Source organism: Verrucosispora sp. WMMD573 (assembly GCF_027497175.1).
In the GTDB taxonomy this organism is placed as follows: Bacteria; Actinomycetota; Actinomycetes; order Mycobacteriales; family Micromonosporaceae; genus Micromonospora.
In genome coordinates this window covers 3,269,151-3,291,194 of the sequence record NZ_CP114901.1, presented here as the reverse complement: position 1 = coordinate 3,291,194, position 22,044 = coordinate 3,269,151, and the positions used below count along the sequence as shown (strand labels likewise).

Genomic DNA, 22,044 nt, shown 5'->3' with positions numbered 1-22,044 from the left:
GTTCACCGTCGCCCGGCCGGCTTGTCGATCAGCCCCGTCAGGATGCCGGCGAGGTCCGCCACGTACTCCTTCATGACCGAGAAGTGCTCACCCTTAGCCCGGTGCACCCCCAGCCCGGCGGTTCGTTCGCGCCACCGTTGGAGGTAGTCGCTGAAGCTCTGGCCGGAGCTGACGACCTCGTGCTCACCCTGCGCCAACTCGTCGCTGACGATCAGGTCCAGGTGACCGGCGTACGGGCGGTCCCGGTAGGACAGCACCATCTCCATCACCTCCTCCCACATCCGCGCGGCGGGCAGCCACATCGTTCCCGCGCCGCGCTCGGGCAGCGTGATGCCGTCGTTGCCGACGATGTCGTCGACGATGTGTTCGAGCAGGGCCAGCGTCTCCTGCCGGAGCACCGAGGTGTCCTCGTCCGGCGGCGCCGCGTCGAGCCGCTCCAGGTTCGTCACACACTGCTTGATCAGCGCGTACTCCGACCAGAGGTGCTCCTTCTGCCAGGCGTCCTGGCCCGGATCGAGCAGGATGAAGGTGACCTCCTCACCTTCGGCCATCAGCCGGCTGGCCATCTCGCTGCTCACTCCGCTGCCGCCACACCAGCTGAAGATCCGGTACGGCCCCTGCGGGACCGCCTCCCGCAATTCCGCGAGGTAGCGGACCGCCATCTCCTCCGTGGACGGCACCGAGCCGGTCGAGGGGTCGGGACCCGGCCATTCGAAGGCGACCACCGGCAGATTCGGATCGAGGTGTTCGGCCAGTCGCCGGTACCAGTGCGCGCTGCCGCCGCCGGGGTGCACGCACACCAGTGGGGGCTGGTCGCCGGTCCGGCGCAGCCAGAGCAGCGCCGTCGTGGGCTGCCGCTCGCCGTCGATCGACGCGGCCAGCGCCGCGAGCGTGCGGTGCTCGACGAAGGTTCGAACGGTCGTGGAGATGCCGTGCCGGTCCCGCAGCATCGCGATCGCCCGCAGGGTCAGCAGCGAGTGCCCGCCGAGGTCGAAGAAGTCGTCGTCGCGGCCGACCCGGGGCAGGTGGAAGACCTCGGTCCAGACCTCGGCGACCGCCAGCTCGGTGGGGGTACGCGGCGCGCTGTATTCCCGTACCGACGTTCCCACCGCCGGCCGGGGCAGCGCGGCCCGGTCGAGCTTGCCGTTGTTGTTGAGCGGGAGCCGGTCCAGGCGTACCCAGGCCGTCGGGACCAGGAAGCCGGGCACTCTGCTGCGCATCACGTCACCGAGCCGGGCGGGGTCGGCCGCGCCGTCCTCGTCGAGCACGACGTACCCGACGAGCTGCTTGATGCCGTCCACGCCCTGGTACGCCGCCGCCGCGGCGGCCCGCACCGTCGGCAGCTCGGCGATCGCGGCCTCCACCTCGCCCAACTCGACGCGGTGCCCACGGATCTTCACCTGGTGGTCGCGCCGCCCGATGAAGTGGATGGTGCCGTCCGGGTCCTGGCGGACCATGTCACCGGTGCGGTAGAGCCGGTTCCCCGGCGCGTGCCCGGACGGGTCCGGTACGAAGCGTTCGGCGGTCAGGTCCGGACGGCTCTGGTATCCGCGCGCGACGCCCGGACCACCCAGCAGCAGCTCGCCCGGCACGCCGAACGGGACCGGGTCGAGGTTCTCGTCGACGACGTGCACGTAAGTGTGGTTGATCGGCTTACCGATCGGAATGACATCGGTGATCGCCGGCAGCGGGATCCGCGGGTGGACGGTGGCGAAGGTGGTGCTTTCGGTCGGGCCGTACCCGTTGCTGACCAGCACGCCGTGCTCCATCGCCTTGCGCACCTGCAGCGGCGGCAGCACCTCACCACCGACCACCACTTCCCGCACCCCGGCCAGTGCCTGCGGCCGGACGTCCATCATGGTGTTGAACAGACCGGTGGGCAGGCACAGCACTGTCACCCCGTGCCGGCGCAGGATCTCGTCGAGCTCGTCCGCGGTCGGTGTCTCCGGGGAGACGACCAGCCGCGCCCCGTTGCACAGCGCGCCCCAGACCTCGAACGTCGACGCGTCGAAGGCGAGCGTGCCGGCCTGGAGCATGACCTGGTCGGCGTCCAGTTGCGCGTACTCCTGGCCGTGCACCAGCCGTACGACGCCGCGGTGCGGGACCAGCACGCCCTTCGGACGTCCGGTGGACCCCGACGTGTACGTGAGGTAGGCGAGGTTCTCCGGTGACAGCGTCACCTGTGGCGCGGTGGTCGGCCGGCTGCCGTCCGACCACCAGTCGGAGCCCAGGTTCAGCGTGGTCAGTCCGGCACGGGCCGCGAAACGGTGGGCGTGGTTCGGCCCGCTCACCAGGATCCGGGCGCCGGAGTCGTCGAGGAGGTACTCGATGCGGCCGTCCGGATACTTGGGGTCGAGCGGCAGGTAGCAGCCGCCGGCCTTGAGAATGCCGAGCAGCGCGACCACCGTGTCCGTGCCACGGTCCATGCAGACCGCGACCGGCGATTCCAGGCCGACACCGTGCTCCCGAAGCGCCCACGCCAGCTGGTTGGCCCGCACGTCGAGCTCTCCGTAGGTCAGGCGCGAATCGCCGCACTCAAGTGCGACGGCGTCCGGCCGAGCCTGCGCCTGGGCCCTGAACAGGTCGGTGACGCACGCCTCGGGCAGGGCGGGCCAGTCCTGCTGCGGCTCGGTGAACCGGTGTGCCGGGGTCGAGCTGAGGTCCACCGGGCTCGCGCCGTCGTCGGCGATCATCGCGGTGAGCAGTTCGAGGTAGGTCTCGCCCAGGGCGGTCAGCCGCTCCTGGGTCGCCCAGCCGGCCCGGCACTCCAGTCGCAGCTCACCCGGGAAGGTCAACGTGACCAGGGTGAACTCGTTGGGGCTGTCGTCGACGACCGTGCCGAACACGTCCTGCTGCGCGTCGAGCACGTGGAAGTCGAGGTAGGAGAAAATGCTGCTGATCAGCGGCGTACCGGCGCCCCAGGCGCGCTGCATCGCGGGGATCGGGTAGCGCCGGTGCGGCCAGACGGCGAGTTCCTCGGCGAACACGGCGCGCACGAGGTCGCGCCAACGGGGCGTACGCAGGTCCACCGCGAACGGCACGGTGTTGAGGTACATGCCCATCACCTCGTCGCCGCGCAGCAGTTCGGGCCGGCCGTTGACGACCAGACCGCTGAAGAACCGCCGCTGGCCGGTGATGACACCGATCATTGCGAGGTGCGCGGTGTGCAGCACGGCCTTGAGCGAGGTCTGCGTGCGCGCGGCCAGCTCACGCAGCCCCGGTTCGAGATGCCGCCAGGACATCCGCAGCTCCGGCACCGCGCCGTGGCCGGCCGGGGCGGTGTCCGCCGGCAACGCGATCCGGTCGTACTCGCCGACCCGGCTGCGCCAGAACTGTTCGTCCGGCCCGGCCGACAGCGATCGTCGTTCCAACCTGACGAAGTCGGCGTACCGCCCCGGGGGCGGGGGCTTGAGCGCATCGGGGTCCGCGTCCCGGATTGCCCGGTAGGTGTCCCGCAGCTCGGCGATGAGGGAGTGGTGGCTCCAGCCGTCCAGGATGGCGTGGCACTCGGTGTGGGTGAGCACCCACGTCTGCTCTCCGATGCGGTGCACGTGCCAACGCAGTTGCGGGGCGTGATCGATGGGCAGCGCCGACAGCTTCATCGTCTCCCGGTACCGCTCCAGGATGTCCTGCTGGTCGGTCTCCGGCAGCCCACGCAGATCGTCGAAGCCGACCTCGACCCGCGCCTCGGCGTGGACGAGCTGCATCGGCTCGGTGTAGCCGGACGGGTGGAACGTGGTGCGCAGGATCTCGTGCCGGTCGACCAGCCATTGCGCGGCCTGCCGCAACGCGGCCAGCGAGAACGGGCCGTCGTCGGCGATGTCGAAGCTGGTGACGTTCTGGTAGGCCGGGTGCGAGCCGTTGACCAGCATCTCGTACACCATGCCGGCCTGCACCTGACCCATCGGGTAGGCGTCCACCAGGCCGTCGGGAAGTCGGTCACGGTCGGTCGGGTCGAGTTGCTCGAACGGGCCGACCGGCGGCTCGTCCGCACCGGTCGTCGGGCGGTCGGCGAGGGTCGCCAGCTGCGCCGGGGTCTGGTGCGTGAAGATGTCCTGCACCGACAGGTTCAGCCCGCCCCGGCGCAGGGTTCCGATCGCCCGGATGGCCCGGATCGAGTCACCCCCGACGTCGAAGAACCGGTCGTGCACACCGATCCGTTCGATGCCCAGCGCCGCCGCGAGCGCCTCGGCGACGACGCCTTCGGCCTCGGTGCGGGGGGCGACGTACGCTCCGGCCGCCCAGCCGCGGCCAGGCGTCGGCGCCGGCAGCGCGCGCCTGTCGGTCTTGCCGCTGGTGGTCAGGGGCAGCGCGGGCAGCAGCTGCCAGTGGCTCGGAACCATCGCCTCGGGCAGTCGACCGCGCAGGAACGACGCCACGTCGCTCACCTCGACGCCGGCTTCCGGGTCCCGGGCGACGAGGTAGCCGACGAGCTGACCGTCGTGCACCGCGACGGCGACCGCCGACACGCCCGGGTGCTCCGCCGCCACCGCCTCGATCTCGCCGAGTTCAACCCGGTGCCCACGGATCTTCACCTGGTCGTCGAGCCGGCCGAGGTAGTCGATCCGGCCGTCCGGCAGGTACCGCGCGAGGTCACCGGTGCGGTACAGCCGCCCTCCCCCGCCGGACTCTCCGAACGGGTCGGGAACGAACCGCTGCGCCGTGAGCCCCGGCCGGCTGAGGTAGCCGCGGGCCAGCTGCACGCCGCCCAGCAGCAACTCACCCGGCACGCCGATGGGAACCGGTCGCAGGTTCTCGTCGACGATGTAGGTGCGCGTGTTGGCGATCGGCCGTCCGATGGTGACCGGCGTCCCGGTGGTGCACCGCACCGCCGTGACGTCGACGGCCGCCTCGGTCGGTCCGTACAGGTTGTGCAGCTCGCAGCCGATCCGCTCGTGGACGGCGGCGACCAGGTCGGCGGGGAGCGCCTCGCCGCTACAGATCATCCGGCGCACCGACGGCAGCGGCCCGAACGACTCGGCCAGGAAGACCCGCAGCATCGACGGTACGAAATGCAGGGTGGTGACCTGTTCGGTGGTGATCAGCTCGGCCAGGTAGTGCGGGTCGCGGTGGCCGTCGGGTCGGGCGATCACCAGCGTGGCCCCGGTGATCAGCGGCCAGAAGAACTCCCACACCGAGACGTCGAAGCTGTACGGGGTCTTCTGGAGCACCCGGTCGGAGTCGTCCAGCCGGTACGCGTCCTGCATCCAGCGCAGCCGGTTGACGATCGCACGGTGGGTGACCACCACGCCCTTGGGCCGGCCGGTCGAGCCCGACGTGTAGATCACGTACGCCGGATGGTCCGGCCCCGCCGGGGTCGTGCTCGCCGGTGCCGACCCGCCGTCGGTGCTGGCCGGTTCGGTGTCGGTGAGCACGATGGTGACGCCGGCGTCGGCGCACATGTAGTCCCGGCGCTCGGCCGGGTGGTCCGGGTCCAGCGGCAGGTAGGCGCCGCCGGCCTTCTGGATCGCCAGCAGGGCGACCACCAGCCCGACGCCGCGTCGGCGACACACCCCGACGATCGACTCCGGCCCGACGCCCGCGTCGACCAGGTGCCGCGCCAGCCGGTCGGCCCGCCGGTCCAGCTCGGCGTAGGAGACATCCTCGCCTGCGAAGCGGAGGGCGACGGCGTCCGGGGTCCGGGCCACCTGCCGCGCGAACAGCTCCGGCAGGGTGCCGGCCGGGTACGCCACCTCGGTCTCGTTCCACGTCCGCACCACCAGCTCCCGCTCCGCCGGTGGAGACTCGACCAGCCGGCTGATCGGTGCGTCCGGCGTGGCCGCGATGCTGCCGATGAGAGTGGTGAAGTGGCTCGCGAACCGCTCGACGGTGTCCCGGTCGAACAGCGCGGTGGCGTAGTTCAGAAAGCCGCTGAGGGTGTCGTCGGGCTGGTCGACGACCACCAGGGTCAGGTCGAACTTGGCGTCGCTCTCGCCGACCGGCAGCTCCTCGGCGCGCAGTTCGCCGACCCGGCGAGCCGTGGCGTCTCCGCCGGCCCACAGGAACATGGTCGAGAACAGTGGGGTCCGGGACGCGTCGCGCACCGGGGCCAGCTCGTCGACCAACCGCTCGAACGGGAGTTCCTGGTGGGCGTACGCGCCGAGCGCCATCTCCTTCACCCGCCGGAGCACCTCCCGGAAGGAAGGGTCGCCGGACAGGTCGGTGCGCAGCACCAGCGTGTTGAGGAACAGCCCGATCAGGTCCTGCACCTCGGCCCGATCACGACAGGCCACCGGGGTGCCGATCGTGATGTCGTTGCTCCGACCGAACCGGCCCAGCGTGATCGCGTACACGGCCATCAGCACCATGAACGGCGTCGCGCCGGACTGACGGGCGAGTTCGTGCAGGGCTCGGGCGTCCGGCGCGGACACCGTGAACGGCACCAGGTCGCAGGCGCTGTCCCGGACCTGCGGGCGGGGCCGGTCGAGCGGAAGTTCCACCGCGCTCGCGCCGGCCAACGCCTGCCGCCAGTAGTCGAGCTGACGATCCAGCTTGGCACCGGACATCGCATCGCGCTGCCACGCGGCGAAGTCCGCGTACTGCACCGGTAGTGGCGCCAGCGGGGACGGCCCGCCGGTCAGCGCGGCTGAGTACAACCGGTCGAGCTCACGCCACAGCACCTGCTCGGACCAACCGTCGAAGGCGATGTGGTGCAGGGTCAGCACCAGCGCGTGCTCCTCGTCGGCCAGCCGCGCCAGGGTCGCGGTCAGCACCGGGCCGGCCGCCAGGTCGACGGGTGCCCGGTCGTGGGTCATCCAGCCGGCGATCCGCTCGTCCCGCGCGGCGGGGTCGAGGCCCCGCAGGTCCACCTCGTGCAGGTTGGCCGGCTGCGGAGGGTCGATCACCTGACCCGGTTCACCGTCGACCACCACATAGCGGGTGCGCAGCACCTCGTGCCTGGCCACGATCGCGTCCAGCGCCGCCCGCAGGGCGCCGGGCTCCAGCGGCCCGAACAGACGCAGGCCGGCGCTGGCCAGATACTCCGTGCCGCCCGGCCGGACCTGGTCGAGAATCCACAGCCGGCGCTGCGCGAACGACAACGCGGGCGGCGTCTCCCGCGAGACCCGGATGATCCCCTCGTCCGGCGCGGCGGTCCCGGCACCTACGAGCCTGCGCCGGAGCAGTTCCGCGCGCAGACCGGCTCGATCGATTGTCTCAGTCACAGGGCACCATCCTGGGAAAGCAGTTCACTCATCTGGGCGTCGGTCAACTCGTCGAGTTCCGCCGTGATCAGGTCGCTCACCACCACCGCCAGCTCGGCCACGGTGGTCGCCTCGAACAGGCAGCGCAGCGGGACCTCCACGGCGAAGGCCGCCCGCAGCCGGGCCAGGACTCTGGTGGCCAGCAACGAGTGCCCACCGAGTCCGAAGAAGTCGTCATCGACGCCGACCCGCTCGACGCCGAGAATGTCCGACCAGATCCCGGCGATGGTCTCCTCCGCCGGATCCCGCGGCGCCACGTAGCCGCGGGCGCCATCGATCTCGGACGGTTTCGGATCCGGCAGCGCCGCCCGGTCGACCTTCTTGCTCGGTGTCAGTGGCAGGGCCGCGACGGTGACCCAGGCCGACGGGATCATGTACGAGGGCAGTGACTCCCGTAGGTACGCCCGCAGCTCGTCGAGGTCGGGGCCGGTGTCGTGGGACCACTCCAGGTAGGCGACGAGCCGCTTGTCGCCGGGCCCGACGTCCCTCGCGACGACGGCGGCCGCGGGCACCGCGGGATGCCTGGCCAACACGGCTTCGATCTCGGCGAGTTCGATCCGGAAACCGCGGATCTTCACCTGGGTGTCGAGGCGGCCGAGGAAGTCGACGTTGCCGTCCGGCCGGAGCCGGACCAGGTCCCCGGTGCGGTAGAGGCGCGCTCCCGGTTCGGTGGCGAACGGGTCGGGCACGAACCGCTCCGCGGTCAGCTCGGGCCGGTCGTGATACCCGCGGGCCAGGCGCACGCCGCCGAGGTACAGCTCGCCGGGTACCCCGACCGGGAGCGGACGCTGCTCCGCGTCGAGCACGTACACCTGCGTGCCGGCGGCAGCGCGGCCGATGTGCAGGGTTGCCGTGCTGCGCTCGTCGGCGAGGTCACCGGAGACCGGGTTGAGCATGCAGGTGACGGTCGCCTCGGTCGGCCCGTACGTGCACAGGAATCGGCCGGGCAGGCCGCCCGCCGCCCAGCGTTGGGCGTCGGCCACGGTCACCACGTCCGAGCTGATGTTGATCAGCTTCAGCCCGGCGAGCTGGTCCACGCCGGACTCCATCATCTCCCGGTAGTACGCCGGGGTGATCTCCATGATCGTCACGCCGTACTGCGCGAGCTTGGCCGGCAACTCGTTCGGCGTCCAGAAGACCGGGTCGCTCACCACGATCGTGGCCCCGGTGGCCAGGGTGGCGCCGATCTGGTCCATGGCGACGTCGAAGGTGAGCGCCGACAGCTGCACGACCCGCTCGCCGGAGCGGATGCCGTAGTAGTCGGCAATCACCCGGCAGTGGTGCGCGTACGCCCGGTGCGAGATCATCACGCCCTTGGGACGGCCGGTCGACCCGGACGTGTAGATGATGTACGCGAGGTTGTCCGGAACCGTCACCGGTGCCGGATCGGTCACCGGCCGGCCGCTCGCCCGATCCCCGTCTTCGACGATCAGCACCGGGCGGTCGTGCCCGGCGAACCGGTCGGCGAACTTGCCGCTGGTCACCACCAGCTGCGCCCCGGCGTCGGCGAGCATGTAGCGCAGCCGCTCCGGCGGATGTTCCGGGTCGAACGGCACGTACACCCCGCCGGCCTTGAGCACGGCCAGCAGCACCACGACCGGTGCGATCCCGCGCTGAAGGCAGGAGCCGACGACGACCTCCGGGCCGACACCCATCGCACGAAGCCGGTGCGCCAGCTCGTTGGCCCGGGCGTTCAGCTCGGCGTAGCCGAGCCGGTCGGCGCCGAACACCACGGCGGTCGCGTCCGGGGTCCGGGCCACCCACTGTTCGAACAGCTCCGGCACCGACAGGTGCCGTTCGCCGGGCGGGTCGAGCAGGTCCAGTTTGTCCGCGTCGGGGTCCGCCCATCGGCGCACGATCGTGTGGCGTTCGTCGACCGACAGCAGTTCCAGCTCGCTGATCCGGGCCTGCGGGTCGGCGGTGACGCCGCCCAGCAGACGTAGGTACTGGCCGGCGAGGCGTTCGATCGTCGCGCGGTCGAACAGCGCCGTGGCGTACTCGAACCAGCACTCCAGCCGGCCGTCCGGCTGCTCCATGACGGACAGGGTGAGGTCGAACTTGGCCACCGAGAGGCCGCTGTCCAGGCCGGTCGCGGTGCACCCGGCGAGGGTGGACGCCGCGTTGCCGGCACCGGTGTGCTGAACCTCGAACATGATCTGGAACAGCGGGTTGCGGGACAGGTCGCGGTCCGGTTGCAGGGCGTCGACGAGGTGCTCGAACGGCACCTCCTGGTTGGCGAACGCCTCCAGGGCGGTCCGGCGGACCCGGTCGACCAGGTCGAGGAAGGTCGGGTTCCCGCTCAGGTCGGACCGGACCACGAGGTTGTTGACGAAGAAGCCGATCAGGTCCTCGGTCTCCGGCCGCGTCCGACCGGCGACCGGGGTGCCGATCGCGATGTCGGTGCGGCCGGTGTGGCGGCTCAGCAGCACGTCGAACGCGGCCAGCAGCACCATGAACAAGGTTGCGCCGGTCTGGTTGCCCAGTTCGCGTACTGCTGCTCCGGTGGCCTGTGGAATATCGACGATCAGCAGCTCGCCGCGCAGGTCACGCCCGGGCTGGCGGGGCCGGTCGGGGGCCAGCTCGACCGGCACGAGTCCGGTGAGCCGGCTTCGCCAATGCTCGATCTGGTTGCCGATGGTGCCGTCGGCCTGCCGGTCGCGTTGCCAGGCGGCGAAGTCGGCGTACTGCACCGGGAGTGGCTGCGTCGACCAGGGGGCACCGGCGAGTTCCGCCGCGTACGCCTCGTTCAGCTCACGCAGGAAGATGCCCAGCGACCAGTTGTCGAAAGCGATGTGGTGCAGGGTCAGCGCGACCAGGTGTTCGTCGACCGCCGTGTGCACCACCGTGACCCGCAGCGGACGCTCGTGGGTGAGATCGAACGGACGGGCGCTCGCCGCTTCGATGATCGTCCTGGCGCGCTGCGCGGCATCCGCGGTGCCGGTCAGATCCACCACGTCGAAGGGCACCGGGCCGGGTGGATCCACGAGTTGCCGCGGGACACCGCTGTCCCCGACGTACCGGGTGCGCAGCACCTCGTGCCGGGCGCTGACCTGCTCCACCGCGCGGCGCAGCGTCGCGGTGTCGAGCTTTCCGGTGAGGTGGTACACCATCGGGATCAGGTATTCCGCGCTGCCCGGTTCGAGCTGGTCCAGGAACCACAGTCGTTGCTGGCCGAAGGAGGTCGGCAGGGCGCTATCACGGGGTACGGGCACGATCTGCGGCTCGCTGTCGGGTGTCGTGTCCGCGTCGATCGCCGCGGCGACCCGCTCCACGGTCCGTCCTTCGAACAGGGTGGCCACCGTCAGCTCCAGCCCGAACCTGCGGCGCAACCGGTGCGCGAGCCGGATCGCCAGCAGCGAGTGCCCGCCCAGCGTGAAGAAGTCGTCGGACACGCCGATCCGCTCGACCCCGGTCAGCTCACTCATGAGCGTGGCGACGGCCCGCTCGGTCTCCGTCCGGGGGGCGACGTGGTCGGGTGCCACGTCGTCGGGCGCGACGTGATCCGGGTCGTCGCCGGGTGGGCGGGTGCCGGGGGCCGGCAGCGCCGAACGGTCGACCTTTCCGTTGGGCAGCGACGGGAGCGCGGCCAGCGGGACGATGCTGGCGGGGACCATCGCGGCGGGAAGCCGGGCGCCGAGGAATCCGGACAGCTCGTCGGTTTCCACAGTCGCCCCGGCGGCCGGCACCACGTAGCCCGCGAGCTCCAGGTCACCGCTGACGGACCGGTAGGAGGTGACCACGACCGCCGCGACCGACGGGTGCGACCGGAGCGCGGCCTCCACCTCGCCCGGTTCGACGCGCACCCCCCGCACCTTGACCTGCGCGTCGAGGCGGCCGAGGAACTCCAGGACCCCGTCGTCACGCCATCTGGCCAGGTCTCCGGTGTGGTACCACCGCTGGCCGGGCCGGGTGGCGAAGGGGTTCGGGGTGAACCGTTCGGCGGTGAGGTCGCCGCGCCCGGCGTAACCACGGGCGAGGCCGACACCGCCGATACGCAACTCGCCGGGTACGCCGATGGGCGCGAGCCGGCCGGCGCAGTCCACCACGTACAGGTCGACGCCGGGCAGCGCGGCACCGATCGGAACCGTACCGTCGGTGCCGCCCCGCCGGTAGCGCCACGCGGTCACGTCGATCGAGGATTCGGTCGGGCCGTAGGTGTTGTACAGCTCCACCTCCCGCACGCCGAGCAGGCGCTCGCACAGTTCGGTCGGCAGCGGCTCGCCGGCCGAGCACACCAGCCGCAGCGCGTCGCAGGCGGCCAGCTCCGGCTCCTCGACCACGGTGCGCAACACGGACGGGACGAGTTGCACCACCGTGATCCGGTACGCGGCGAGCGCACCGACCATCACGGCGGTGTCGCGGTGCGCGGCCGGCGGCGCCATCACCACACAACCGCCGGACACCAGCGGTGCCAGGAACTCCCACATCGACGCGTCGAACCCGATGGTCGTCTTCTGCAGGACCCGGTCGGCACTGGTGAGCCGGAACTCGTCCACCGCCCACAGCACCCGGTTCCGGATCCCGTCGTGGCTGATCACGACGCCCTTGGGGCGACCGGTGGACCCGGACGTGTACATGACGTAGGCGGCGTTCGCGGCGTCGAGCGCCACCGGTGACGGTAGTGGTGTGGCGCGAGCGATGTCGTCCCACTGCTCGTCGAGCACCACCACCGGGGACTGCTGAGGAATCCGCTGCCGCAGGGCCGTGTCGGTGAGCACCAGTTCGACACCCGCGTTGTCGATCATGAATTCGAGCCGCTCGTCAGGCAGGTCGGGTGCGAGCGGGACGTAGACCGCGCCGGCGGTGAGCGTACCGAGCAGCGCCACCACGAGATCGGTACCGCGGTGCAGGGCGACACCGACGGCGGTTTCCGCGCCGACTCCCCGGGTGTGCAGGAAGCCGGCCAGGCCGTCCGCCCGGGACCTCAGCTGGGCATAGGTCAGCTCGACGTCCCCACAGACCACGGCCACCGCGTCCGGCGTGGCGTCGGCCTGCGCCCGGAACAGCTCCGGCAACAGCGCGTCGGTCGCGCCGCGCCGTGCGGGGCACCAGCCGAGCAGTTGCCGCTGTTCCACGGCCGTCACCGTCGGCACCTCGCGCAGCGGTGTGTCCGGGGCCGCCGCCAGCTTCTCCAGGAGCGCCAGGTAGTTGTCGGCGATCCGCTCGATCCGGGTCCGGTCGAACAGCGCGGTCGGATAGGTGATCCGGCCGACCCAGGAACCGTCCGGCTCCTCGGTCATCTGCATCGACATGTCGAAGGTGGCACTGCGTACCGGGGTCGGCACCCAGTCGACCTCGATGCCGGGCAGACTCAGCGGCTCGCCCTGGCCGTTGAGGACCGCGAACCCGACCTGGAAGAGCGGGTTGCGGGACAGGCCGCGGTCCGGGGACAGTTCGGCGGCCAGGCGTTGCAGGGGTACGTCCTTGTGCTCGAAGGCGTCCAGGGCCGTCTCGCGGACCCGGCCGAGCAGCTCGACGAAGGTGGGGTCGCCGGACAGATCGGTCCGCAGCACCACCGTCTGCGCGAGGGAGCCGATCACCGGCTCCAGCTCGACCCGGTTCCGCCCGCTTGTCGACACCCCGACACCGAAGTCGAGCTGGTCCGCGTAACGGCTGATCAGGAGCTGGTAGGCGGCCAGAAACACCATGAACGGGGTCGCCCGGGCGGTGCGTCCCAGGGAACTGAGCCGGGCCGCCAACGGGGCCGGCACGGCGAACGCCACCACGTCGCCGGCCGGCTCCCAGGTGGCGGGGCGCTGCCGGTCCGTGGGCAGTTCCAGTGACGGCAGCCCGGCCAGTCGTTCACGCCAGTAGTTCAGGTGCCGGACGAACGCCGCGTCGTTCGCGTCCCACCGGCTCCGCTGCCAGTCGGCGAAATCGGCGTACTGAAGGTCAAGCGGCTCCAGCGGCGACTGCTCGCTGGCGGCGTGGGCCGCGTAGAGCACGCCCAGTTCGCGGGCGAGGATGCCCAGCGACGGGCCGTCGAAGGCGATGTGATGCACCACGATCACCAAGATCGCGTCAGTGGGGGACAGCTGCACGAGGGTGAGCCGCCAGGGGGCCGATTCGCGCAGGTCGATCGGCGTGGTGACCGCCGCCTCGCCGATCTCCCGTACCCGTCGGTCCTGTTCGGCGGCGGAGTACCCGGTGAGGTCGACCACCGTGAGGTCGGCCGCCGCCGGCTCGTCGATGATCTGCACCGGTTGCCCGTCGACCGTGGCGTAGCGGGTACGCAGAATCTCGTGCCGGCCGGCGATGTCAGTGCAGGCGGCGGTCAGCGCCCCCCGGTTCAGCGGCCCGCGCAGTCGGAATCCCCAGTGCAACAGGTACTCCTGGGTGCCGGACCGCACCTGGTCGAGGAACCACAGCTGCTCCTGTTCGAACGACAGTCGAAGCTGATTGTCGGTTTCGAGGATGTCAGTCATGCGCACACCTGCTGCTTCGTCGGTAGGAAGTCGTCCAATGTGGTGCCCAGGCTGCGGGCCGACGCCGAACGTCGGACCAGGTCGGCCACCGCCAGATCCAGGCAGCCGAGTCCGAACGGGGAGAACACCGTCACGGCGTCGTCGCTTCTGACGTACCGCTCGCCGGCCACCAGGACCTCGCCGAGCGAGGCGGCGATGAAGTCGCGGTGGCCAGCTTCCTGTTGGGCCAGGTCCAGCGAGGTCGCGGCCCGGCACACGTGGTCCGCGTCATCGACGATGTTGACGCTGGCGCGGATCGATTCGGTGGTGAGGTCACGCAGGGACAGGTGCAGCACCAGCGTCCCCGGGCGGCAGTGTTCGGTACCCAGGTGCGGGGCGCTCGCCGTCGTCGCCAGGCAGACCAGTTTGTGGCGGGCCATGGCGTCGGCCGGGTGCTCGGCCACGTCGATCTTCAACGTCGGCCAGGCGGACCGGGCCTCGGCGGCGAAGGAGTGCGCCCGTTCGGCGCTGAGGTCGTACAGGGTCACCGTGTCCAGCGTCGGCAGCACGGTGAGCAGATACCTCAGCACCTCGAAGTTGATCGGGCCGCAGCCGACGAGCGTCACCGCGGATTCCGGGCTGGACGAGGAGAGCGTGGACGCGGCCAGGGCGGCGCTCGCGGCCGTCCGCCCGGCCGAGATCGCCGACGCTTCGAGGATCGCCTCCGGTACGCCGGTGTGCACCGAGTTCAGGATCATCACGGCCGACGCCCGGTGCATCCCCCGGTCGAGGTTGCCGGGGAAGGAGGACACCCACTTCACCCCGCAGGTCGGCGTCGCACCGCCCAGATAGGCCGGTAGCGCGATGATCCGCTCGCGCTCTCCGTCGGGGAAGCGGAGAAAGACCGACTGCGGTACCCGCGTACGGCCCGTCGCGTGCGACCGGTACGCCGCCTCCACCGCGGACACCACGTCGTGCTCGCCCCCGTCGAGGACGGCACGGACCTCGCCTGCTCCCAGAATCAACATGGCGCCGCCTCCAGGTCGGGCTTGGTCCACAGGTGCGACACGTCGCCGAAGTACCGCATGACCCAGTCGTCGTCGTAAATGGTGTCGAGGTACCGCTCACCGCGGTCGGGAAAGACCATCGCGCAGGTGGCCCCGGGTCGGATCTGATCGCGCATCTGATCCAGGCCCGCCACGACCGCACCCGACGAGCCACCGACGAGAATCGCCTCACGGGCGGCCAATCGGCGGCACGCCACAATCGCGTCGAGATCGTCGACCCGGACCACGACGTCAGCCAGGTCGTTGCGGTACAGCTTCGGACGCACCGATGCGCCGTGGCCGGGAATCATCCGCCACCCGACCGCTGGGCCGAATATCGCGCTGCCCAGGGCGTCCACCGCCACGATGGTCACCGGCAGTTGGTGCGTCCGGATGTATTCGGCGCACCCCCGCAGGGTGCCGCAGGAACTCGTGGCGCAGAACAGGTAGTCGACTTCCGGCAGGGCCCGCACGATCTCTCGTACGGTCGTACGGTGCGCCTGCGGGTTGAGCGGGTTCGAATACTGGTCCGGGCAGTAGGCGTGATCGATCGTCGCGACGAGTTCACGCACCCGACGGATGCGAACGGGCAGGTACTCTCCGGTGGCCGGGTCAACATCGGTGACCACCTCGACCTGCGCGCCGAGCGCCCGCATGATGGCGATGTTGTCCTTGTTGGTGCGCGGGTCGACCACACAGATGAAGCGAATTCCGTAGTACCCGCAGACCTGCGCGAGCCCGATTCCTAGATTTCCGGAACTGGACTCGATCACCACCGATCGTCCGGGTACGAGCCGCCCGTCGCGTATGCGTTCTCGCAGCATCTCCAGCGCCGAGCGGTCCTTGATACTGCCGCCTGGATTGTGCGACTCCAACTTAGCGAACGTCCTGAACGGACTCTCGGGGTCGAGCTTCACCAGCTCGACGATCGGTGTCGCTCCGATGGTCGCCAGCACTCCTGACCCGGTGGGGGTTTGTTCGGTCATAGAGCCGCTCCTCGAATTGCATCCGCCGCGATGCGCCTACTACGAGATTCCTCCGCACCAGCGGGACAGCGCAGGGAAGAACATGCAGACTCACCGGTTGACGCCGGCAGCAGTTCTGCCGGGGGTTCTTTTGTTTGCCTCGTACCGCTGCTGCCGGTCGCGCCATTTCCACCCGAGACGATCACCACCGCACGGTCGGCAGATTCGCGCCGTAGCGCGCCGGCCAGCGCTACCGCACCGCTTGGTTCCGCGCTGACCCCGGCACGGCGAAGGACACCCAGCGCGTGGGTGATCGCCTCGTCGGTCACGCCGATCAGATCGTCGACCCGGTGCCGAATGATCGGCCAGGGAACCACACCCGGTCGTTGCCCGCGCAGGCCGTCGGCGATCGTCATAGACGGTGGCAGTTCGGTAGGCGCACCCTCAGCGACGGAAACGGCGTAGCGGCGTGCGGACATCGGCTCCACCCCGACCACCCGCACCCGCCGGGACAGCGCCGACGCGGCCAGGCAGACGCCGGCCAGCAGGCCACCACCGCCGGTCGGCACGAAGATCGTGCTGACGCTCGGCACCTGTTCGAGCACCTCAAGCCCGACGGTGCCGGCCCCGGCCACCACCAACTCGTCGTCGGAGGAGGGCACGAAAACCGCCCCGGTCGCCGCGGCGATGTCCGCGGCCCGGCGGTCCCGTTCGACCACGCCGCCGGTCACCTGGACCACGCTCGCGCCGAGCGCCCGGATCGTCCGGGCCTTGCCGTCGCTGGCCCCGGCGGCCATCACGATCGTCACCCTGATGCCCAACGCGGCACCGAGCATGGCGACCGCAATGCCGTGGTTACCGGAGGAACCCGCCACCACCTCGTCCGCGTACCGGGCCAGCATCGCGTTCGCCGCGCCCCTGATCTTGAACGAGCCGCCGCGCTGGCGATGCTCGGCCTTGACCAGCACCCGCGAATCCAGCGCCAGCACCGGGGTGCGATCCACCAGGCCGCTGATCCGGCCGGCGGCCAGGCGCACGTCCGCGAGGGTGGGCCCGACGCCTGTCGTCCTCATGGCCCGTCCACGGTGACCGCCCTGCGGTCGGTCTTGCCGCTGACCGTCGTCGGCAGGCGGTCGATCCGGGCGAACCGTCGGGGGATCATGTAAAGGGGCAACGTCATCGCCAGGTGGGCACGCAGCGCCGCGTCCGTCACCTGCGCCGGCCCGGCGGCGACGTGCGCGATGAGGAAGACCCGACCACCGGCATCGGTACCCGCGGTGACCACCGCGCCGGTGACGGCGGGATGGGCCAGCAACGCGCCCTCGATCTCGGCCGGGTCGATCCGGTAACCACGGACCTTGATCTGCCGGTCGACGCGACCGAGGTACACCAGGCCACCGTCGGGCAGCCGACGCGCCAGGTCCCCGGTGCGGTACATGCGCGCGCCGGGCGCGCCGTGCGGATCCGGCAGAAACCGGTCCGCGGTGAGCGCCGGCCGGCCGCTGTACCCTCGCGCGACACCACATCCACCGATCCACACCTCACCGACAGCGCCGTCGGGCACGGCGTGCAGCTCGTCGTCGAGCAGGTGCACGCTGACACCGTCGATAGGTGTCCCGATCAGGTCGACAGTCGTGTCCGCGACCGGCGGCACGTCGAAGCGGGTCGAGGTCATCGTGGTCTCGGTCGGGCCGTACTGGTTGATCATTCGTCCGCGCACGAAGTCCCGGCCGCCGGCGACGAGGAACGGTCGCAGCGACTCACCGCTGGACACGGTCAACCGCAGGTCTGGCAGATCGCTGCGCCGCAGCGACGTCAGGAAGGTCGGGGTGGCCGACAGAATCGTGTTCACCCCCCACCTGCGGAGGGCCGCCACGAACTCACCGGCGCGCAACAGGGTGGAGCGCGGCACCAGGATCACCTGCCCGCCGGCGACGAGCGGGGCGAACGTGTCGCGGATCGAGGCGTCGTACCCGAACGGCGCGAGTTGCAGCACCACGGTGTCCGGCCCGAGTCGGTAGTCGTCGACGATGAACCGTAGGTAGTTGGTGACGCCGCGGTGTTCCAGCAGTACCGCGTTCGGCGGCCCGGACGAACCGGAGGTGTGACTGACGTAGGCCAGCGATCGGGGCGACACCGGTCGCAGAGGCGCCGGCACGTCAGGCGCGTCGACGAACACGGTGGGGCCGTCGATGGCGAGGTCGTGCTGCCCGGCCCGGGACGGCGTGGTGACCAGGAACCGGGCCCCGGCGGTACGGACCATCGCCGCCAGCCGCTGATCGGGCAGCTCGGTGTTGAGGGTGAGGAAGGCGCCGCCGGCCCGAAGCACCGCCGCCATCGCGATGACGGCCTCCGGACCTCGGTCGACCATGACCGCGCAGACCTGCTCCGGGCCGACGCCCCGGGCGACCAGCGCCCGGGCCAGCCGGTCGGTCCGGGCGGCGAAGTCCTCGTAGCACAGCGCGGTGTCCGGGGTGACGATCGCCGGCGCGTCGGGCCGGGTCGTGGCGTGGGTCAGGATGTCGTCGAGAAAGCTGGTCACAGCCCCGCTCCGCCGCTCGGCCGGTCGGCGGCGCACCACTCCAGGACCGCCCGGGCGCTGTGGTACTTGTTCTCGGCCTGGGCGAAGGCGATGCTGTCGGGTCCGTCGAGCACCCCGGCGGTCACCTCCTCGCCCCGGTGCGCCGGCAGGTCGTGCATGAAGATCGCGTCCGGGCAGGCGGCCATGAGCGCCTCGTTGACCTGGAACGGGGCGAACTCGGTACGCCAGTCGGGCGTCGGCTTCGTCGAACCTGTGGTCTGCCAACGAGTGGTGTAGACGACATCTACCGGCGGCAGGTCCGACACGTCGTGCCGTTGCTCGACGCGCGCGCCGCTGCGCCGGGCGGACACCGCCGCCTGGTCGAGGTAGCGCTGTTCCACGCCGTACCCGGCCGGGGTACGCAGGTGCAGCTCGGCACCGGGGTACCGGGACAGCGCGAGGGTCAGCGCCGAGGCCGTGTTGTTCCCCTCCCCCACATACAGCACCCGCACGCCCTCGACCCGGCCGAAGTGCCGGAGGATCGTGGTGAGGTCGGCAAGGGCCTGCGTCGGATGTTCGACCGCGCTCATCGCGTTGATCACCGACATGCGCTTCTGCGCGGCGTACGCGCGCAGCTCGGACTCCGGCCCGACGGTGCGGGCGACCAGGACGTCGAGCATGCCGGACAGCACCGCGCCGGTGTCCTCCACCGACTCGCCGGTGGCCAGTTGCAGGTCGTTCGGGCCGTACGAGATCAGGCTGGCGCCGAGACGCAGCGCACCGGCGGAGAACGCGGTCCGGGTACGGGTGGACGTCTTGCGGGACAGCACGCCGACGACCGCCCCGCTCAGGGGCTGGTCGGCTCCCGCGGTACCGCGCGAGTACTCGGCGCCGCGCTGGACGATCCAGCGCAGTTGGTCGTCGGGAAGGTCGTCGATGGAGATCAGGTGGCGTCGCTCGGTCATGCCGAGCCCCCTTCCAGGTGGCGATCGGCCGTGACCCCAGAGCCTGCGCGAGGTGCGGACCGTGGAACAGGGACGGAGCCGCACGACGCGTCTGCGTGTTCGTCTCTACGGACGGTGTGGGCGTGCCCGGCAATATCGGGCTCAGCTATTCGGATCACCCGACCATGCCGGAGGGGCCATGACTGACGACGGTGTCTACCGCGTCGTGCGCAACGACGAGGAGCAGTACTCGATCTGGTGGGCCGACCGGGAACTGCCGCTCGGCTGGACCGCCGAAGGGACGTCCGGGTCGAAGCAGGAGTGCCTGGATCACATCGGGAAGGTGTGGTCGGACATGCGACCGCGCAGCCTGCGGGAGCAGATGGCTGCGGCCTGACGGCCGGTGTTCGCACCGCACCGCACTGCCCGCCGCCCCGCCGCCCCGCCGCCGCGCCGAACACGGTGCGCGGCGGGGCGGCGGACGACGTCCCGCCGCCGCGGCCCGGCGGCTCAGCGCCGTGGAGGCAGACACCTACATCGACGCGATTCCGAGACCGTGGTGGACGGGCAGCTCCAACTTCGAGGAGAAATCATGATCGCCCCGACAATCGAGTCCGAGGTACGTAGTTACTGCCGGAGCTGGCCGGTCGTGTTCGACCACGGGCGTGGCAGCCGACTGTTCACCGACGACGGCCGCGCGTACCTTGACTTCTTCGCCGGCGCCGGCGCCCTCAACTACGGCCACAACCATCCGATCCTCAAGCGAGCCCTGCTGGACTACCTGGAGCGGGACGGAGTCACCCACAGTCTCGACATGCTGACCGCCGCCAAGCAGGACTTCCTCACCGAATTCGCCTCGCAGGTACTCGTCCCCCGTGGCCTGGACTACCGCGTGCAGTTCACCGGGCCCACCGGAACGAACAGCGTCGAGGCCGCTCTCAAACTCGCCCGCAAAGTGACCGGGCGCCACACCGTCGTCGCCTTCACCGGCGCCTTCCACGGCATGTCACTCGGCTCCCTGGCCGTCACCGGAAACGCCACCCTGCGCGCCGGCGCCGGCGTCCCACTCGGCAACACCTGGCGCATCCCGTACGACGGTTTCGCCGGTGGTCAGATATCCGGGCTCACCCTGCTCGACACCATGCTCGCCGACAACAGCAGCGGCATGGACCTACCGGCCGCCGTCATCGTGGAGACCGTGCAGGGCGAAGGCGGCATCAACCCGGCCCACACCAACTGGCTCGCCGACCTCGCCGAGCTGTGCGCCCGCCGCAACGTGCTGCTGATCGTCGACGACATCCAGATGGGCTGTGGCCGCACCGGCCCGTTCTTCAGCTTCGAGCACGCCGGCATCACCCCTGACATCGTCTGCCTCTCCAAATCGATAAGCGGATACGGCCTGCCGATGTCCCTCACTCTCTTCCGCCCCGAACTCGACGTGTGGCGACCCGGTGAGCACAACGGAACCTTCCGCGGCAACAACCTCGCCTTCGTCACCGCAGCCACCGCTCTCAAGGAATTCTGGGTCGACAGCAAACTGGAGAAGCAGACAGCGGAACGGGACATCCTGCTCGACGCGAGGTTGGCGGAACTCGCCGGTCGACACCAGGCACACATCGCCACCTCACGTGGTCGGGGCCTGGTGTGGGGTCTGGTCTTCCGGGAACCGCAGCTGGCCCGACGGGCCGCCCAGGCGGCGTTCGCCCGTGGACTGCTGGTGGAAATGTCCGGCTCCACGGACGAAGTGCTGAAGCTGATGCCGCCCCTGACCCTGACGGACGGCGAACTGGCCGAGGGCCTCGACATCCTGGAGCAGGCCGTGGCGACAGCCGTCGCCAACTGAGTCGCCCTCGACGGGACCCACCACCGCACCAGTTCACCCGACCCCGACGACGCTCCCCTACCGAAACCAAGATCCGGGCAACTTCCCTGATACTGCTGCCTCAACCGGGCCGGATACAGCAGGAGCAGGGAAGTTGCCCGGATCATGAACTCTCGGCGGGGTCGACAACTGGCGGGGTGTAGGCAGGCGGGATGACGGGTACCTCGCGCCGTACCCCTACCCCCGCCCAGGAGGACCCATGACCGTCGTACTCGCCGTTGTCTGCAGCGACGGGGTGGTGATCGGCGCGGACTCCCAGATCACCGACAGCGACCGCGGTCTGAGCTTTCCCGCGCAGAAGCTACACCCGCTGGGCTCCTGCGCCGCCTGGGGCGGCAGCGGCGCGCGGGGAGTACTCAACGACCTGCGCCCCCTCCTTCAGGACTCCGCCACCGCCATCCTCGAAGCACCCGACATCGGCGACGAGTTGCAGGAGCGCGTCCTGCCCATCTTCAGGAAGCACTACGAGAACTACATCCCGGACGTGCCCGGCGAGGACGACGGCGGCGGAGTGTCGGCGTACCTGCTCGCGGCCGGCTACAGCCAGGGCGCGCCGTGGATCGTGGAGATCAACCCCAACGGGCTCATCGGCCGTTACGAGGACGTCGGCTTCCACGCCATCGGCTCCGGCGCGCCCATGGCCCAGCAGGCCGGCGCGCTGCTGTCCCACTTCCGGATGACCACCCGTACGGTCGAGTACGGCGTGGTGGGCGTCATACGGGTGCTGGAGGCGCTGGACCTGACCTCGCCGTCGGTCGGCCGGCCCTTCAACGTCGCGTGCATCCGCGAGGAGGGCGCCCACCACCTCGACGAGAAGGAGATCGCCAAGGCGCTGAAGGACGTCCAGCGCTGGCGCGACCTCGAACAGAAAGCGCTCGACCGGCTGTTCAACTGACGGCGGCGGGTGACGACGACCCGCCCCACGTCACATCGCCGCGCCGTGTCCGAGGCCGGTGACCGTACTCCCGCTCGGTCACGGCGGGCGGTCTCCGGCGCGGAGGTGTGGACCGCGGAACGATACGGTGGGGCCCATACAATCGCGGCACAACTGACGTATGGACCACCAACTCGCCCCCGTCA

The 22,044-nt window shown here is 70.6% G+C and carries 9 protein-coding genes and 1 pseudogene; 3 read left to right on the top strand and 7 right to left on the bottom strand.

The features are described 5' to 3' along the window. Positions 1-2 precede the first annotated feature (2 nt). The 7 genes and pseudogenes from O7601_RS15150 to O7601_RS15120 all read right to left on the bottom strand — a co-directional run bounded on the left by O7601_RS15150 (position 3) and on the right by O7601_RS15120 (position 19,103). Entirely contained in the window at positions 3-7,163 is a 7,161-nt protein-coding gene (locus O7601_RS15150; protein ID WP_281561777.1) for a non-ribosomal peptide synthetase, read from the bottom strand. Further along, positions 7,160-13,627 (bottom strand): non-ribosomal peptide synthetase, encoded by a 6,468-nt coding sequence (locus O7601_RS15145; RefSeq protein ID WP_281561776.1) that lies wholly within the window; start codon positions 13,625-13,627, stop codon positions 7,160-7,162. The genes O7601_RS15150 and O7601_RS15145 overlap by 4 nt, the downstream gene beginning before the upstream one ends. Then, positions 13,624-14,634 (bottom strand): 2,3-diaminopropionate biosynthesis protein SbnB, encoded by a 1,011-nt coding sequence (sbnB, locus tag O7601_RS15140; protein ID WP_281561775.1) that lies wholly within the window; start codon positions 14,632-14,634, stop codon positions 13,624-13,626. Before sbnB ends, O7601_RS15145 begins: the two co-directional genes overlap by 4 nt. After that, complete coding sequence (gene sbnA, locus O7601_RS15135) at positions 14,628-15,638, bottom strand: 2,3-diaminopropionate biosynthesis protein SbnA (RefSeq protein WP_281561774.1); 1,011 nt, start codon at positions 15,636-15,638, stop codon at positions 14,628-14,630. The genes sbnB and sbnA overlap by 7 nt, the downstream gene beginning before the upstream one ends. 113 nt (positions 15,639-15,751) lie before the next feature. Then, positions 15,752-16,690: pseudogene (locus O7601_RS15130) on the bottom strand (pyridoxal-phosphate dependent enzyme); the annotation flags it as partial. Next, positions 16,687-18,159, bottom strand: a complete 1,473-nt coding sequence (locus O7601_RS15125; RefSeq protein ID WP_281561772.1) for an amino acid adenylation domain-containing protein — start codon at positions 18,157-18,159, stop codon at positions 16,687-16,689. The gene O7601_RS15125 and the pseudogene O7601_RS15130, both read right to left, overlap by 4 nt. Beyond that, positions 18,156-19,103: an ornithine carbamoyltransferase gene (locus O7601_RS15120; protein ID WP_281561771.1), complete on the bottom strand. Its 948-nt coding sequence runs from the start codon at positions 19,101-19,103 to the stop codon at positions 18,156-18,158. Before O7601_RS15120 ends, O7601_RS15125 begins: the two co-directional genes overlap by 4 nt. 178 nt (positions 19,104-19,281) lie before the next feature. Between O7601_RS15120 and O7601_RS15115 the strand changes: the two genes are divergently transcribed. The 3 genes from O7601_RS15115 to O7601_RS15105 all read left to right on the top strand — a co-directional run bounded on the left by O7601_RS15115 (position 19,282) and on the right by O7601_RS15105 (position 21,859). Then, the gene (locus O7601_RS15115) at positions 19,282-19,479 is read left to right on the top strand and encodes an MbtH family NRPS accessory protein (RefSeq protein WP_281561770.1); all 198 of its coding nucleotides are present in this window, start codon (positions 19,282-19,284) and stop codon (positions 19,477-19,479) included. A gap of 195 nt (positions 19,480-19,674) precedes the next feature. After that, positions 19,675-20,925 carry a diaminobutyrate--2-oxoglutarate transaminase gene (gene ectB / locus O7601_RS15110; RefSeq protein WP_281561769.1) on the top strand — a complete coding sequence of 417 codons (1,251 nt, stop codon included), beginning with the start codon at positions 19,675-19,677 and terminating at the stop codon, positions 20,923-20,925. 238 nt (positions 20,926-21,163) lie between these two features. Continuing rightward, on the top strand, positions 21,164-21,859 hold the full coding sequence (locus O7601_RS15105) for a proteasome protein (protein ID WP_281561768.1): 696 nt from the start codon (positions 21,164-21,166) through the stop codon (positions 21,857-21,859). The last annotated feature ends 185 nt before the right edge of the window (positions 21,860-22,044 follow it).

Bases quoted from the DNA above. Each gene is read 5' to 3' on its own strand.
- O7601_RS15145 (WP_281561776.1), bottom strand. From the start codon at position 13,627: ATGACTGACATCCTCGAAACCGACAATCAGCTTCGACTGTCGTTCGAA.
- sbnB (WP_281561775.1), bottom strand. From the start codon at position 14,634: ATGTTGATTCTGGGAGCAGGCGAGGTCCGTGCCGTCCTCGACGGGGGC.
- sbnA (WP_281561774.1), bottom strand. From the start codon at position 15,638: ATGACCGAACAAACCCCCACCGGGTCAGGAGTGCTGGCGACCATCGGA.
- O7601_RS15120 (WP_281561771.1), bottom strand. From the start codon at position 19,103: ATGACCGAGCGACGCCACCTGATCTCCATCGACGACCTTCCCGACGAC.
- O7601_RS15115 (WP_281561770.1), top strand. From the start codon at position 19,282: ATGACTGACGACGGTGTCTACCGCGTCGTGCGCAACGACGAGGAGCAG.
- ectB (WP_281561769.1), top strand. From the start codon at position 19,675: ATGATCGCCCCGACAATCGAGTCCGAGGTACGTAGTTACTGCCGGAGC.
- O7601_RS15105 (WP_281561768.1), top strand. From the start codon at position 21,164: ATGACCGTCGTACTCGCCGTTGTCTGCAGCGACGGGGTGGTGATCGGC.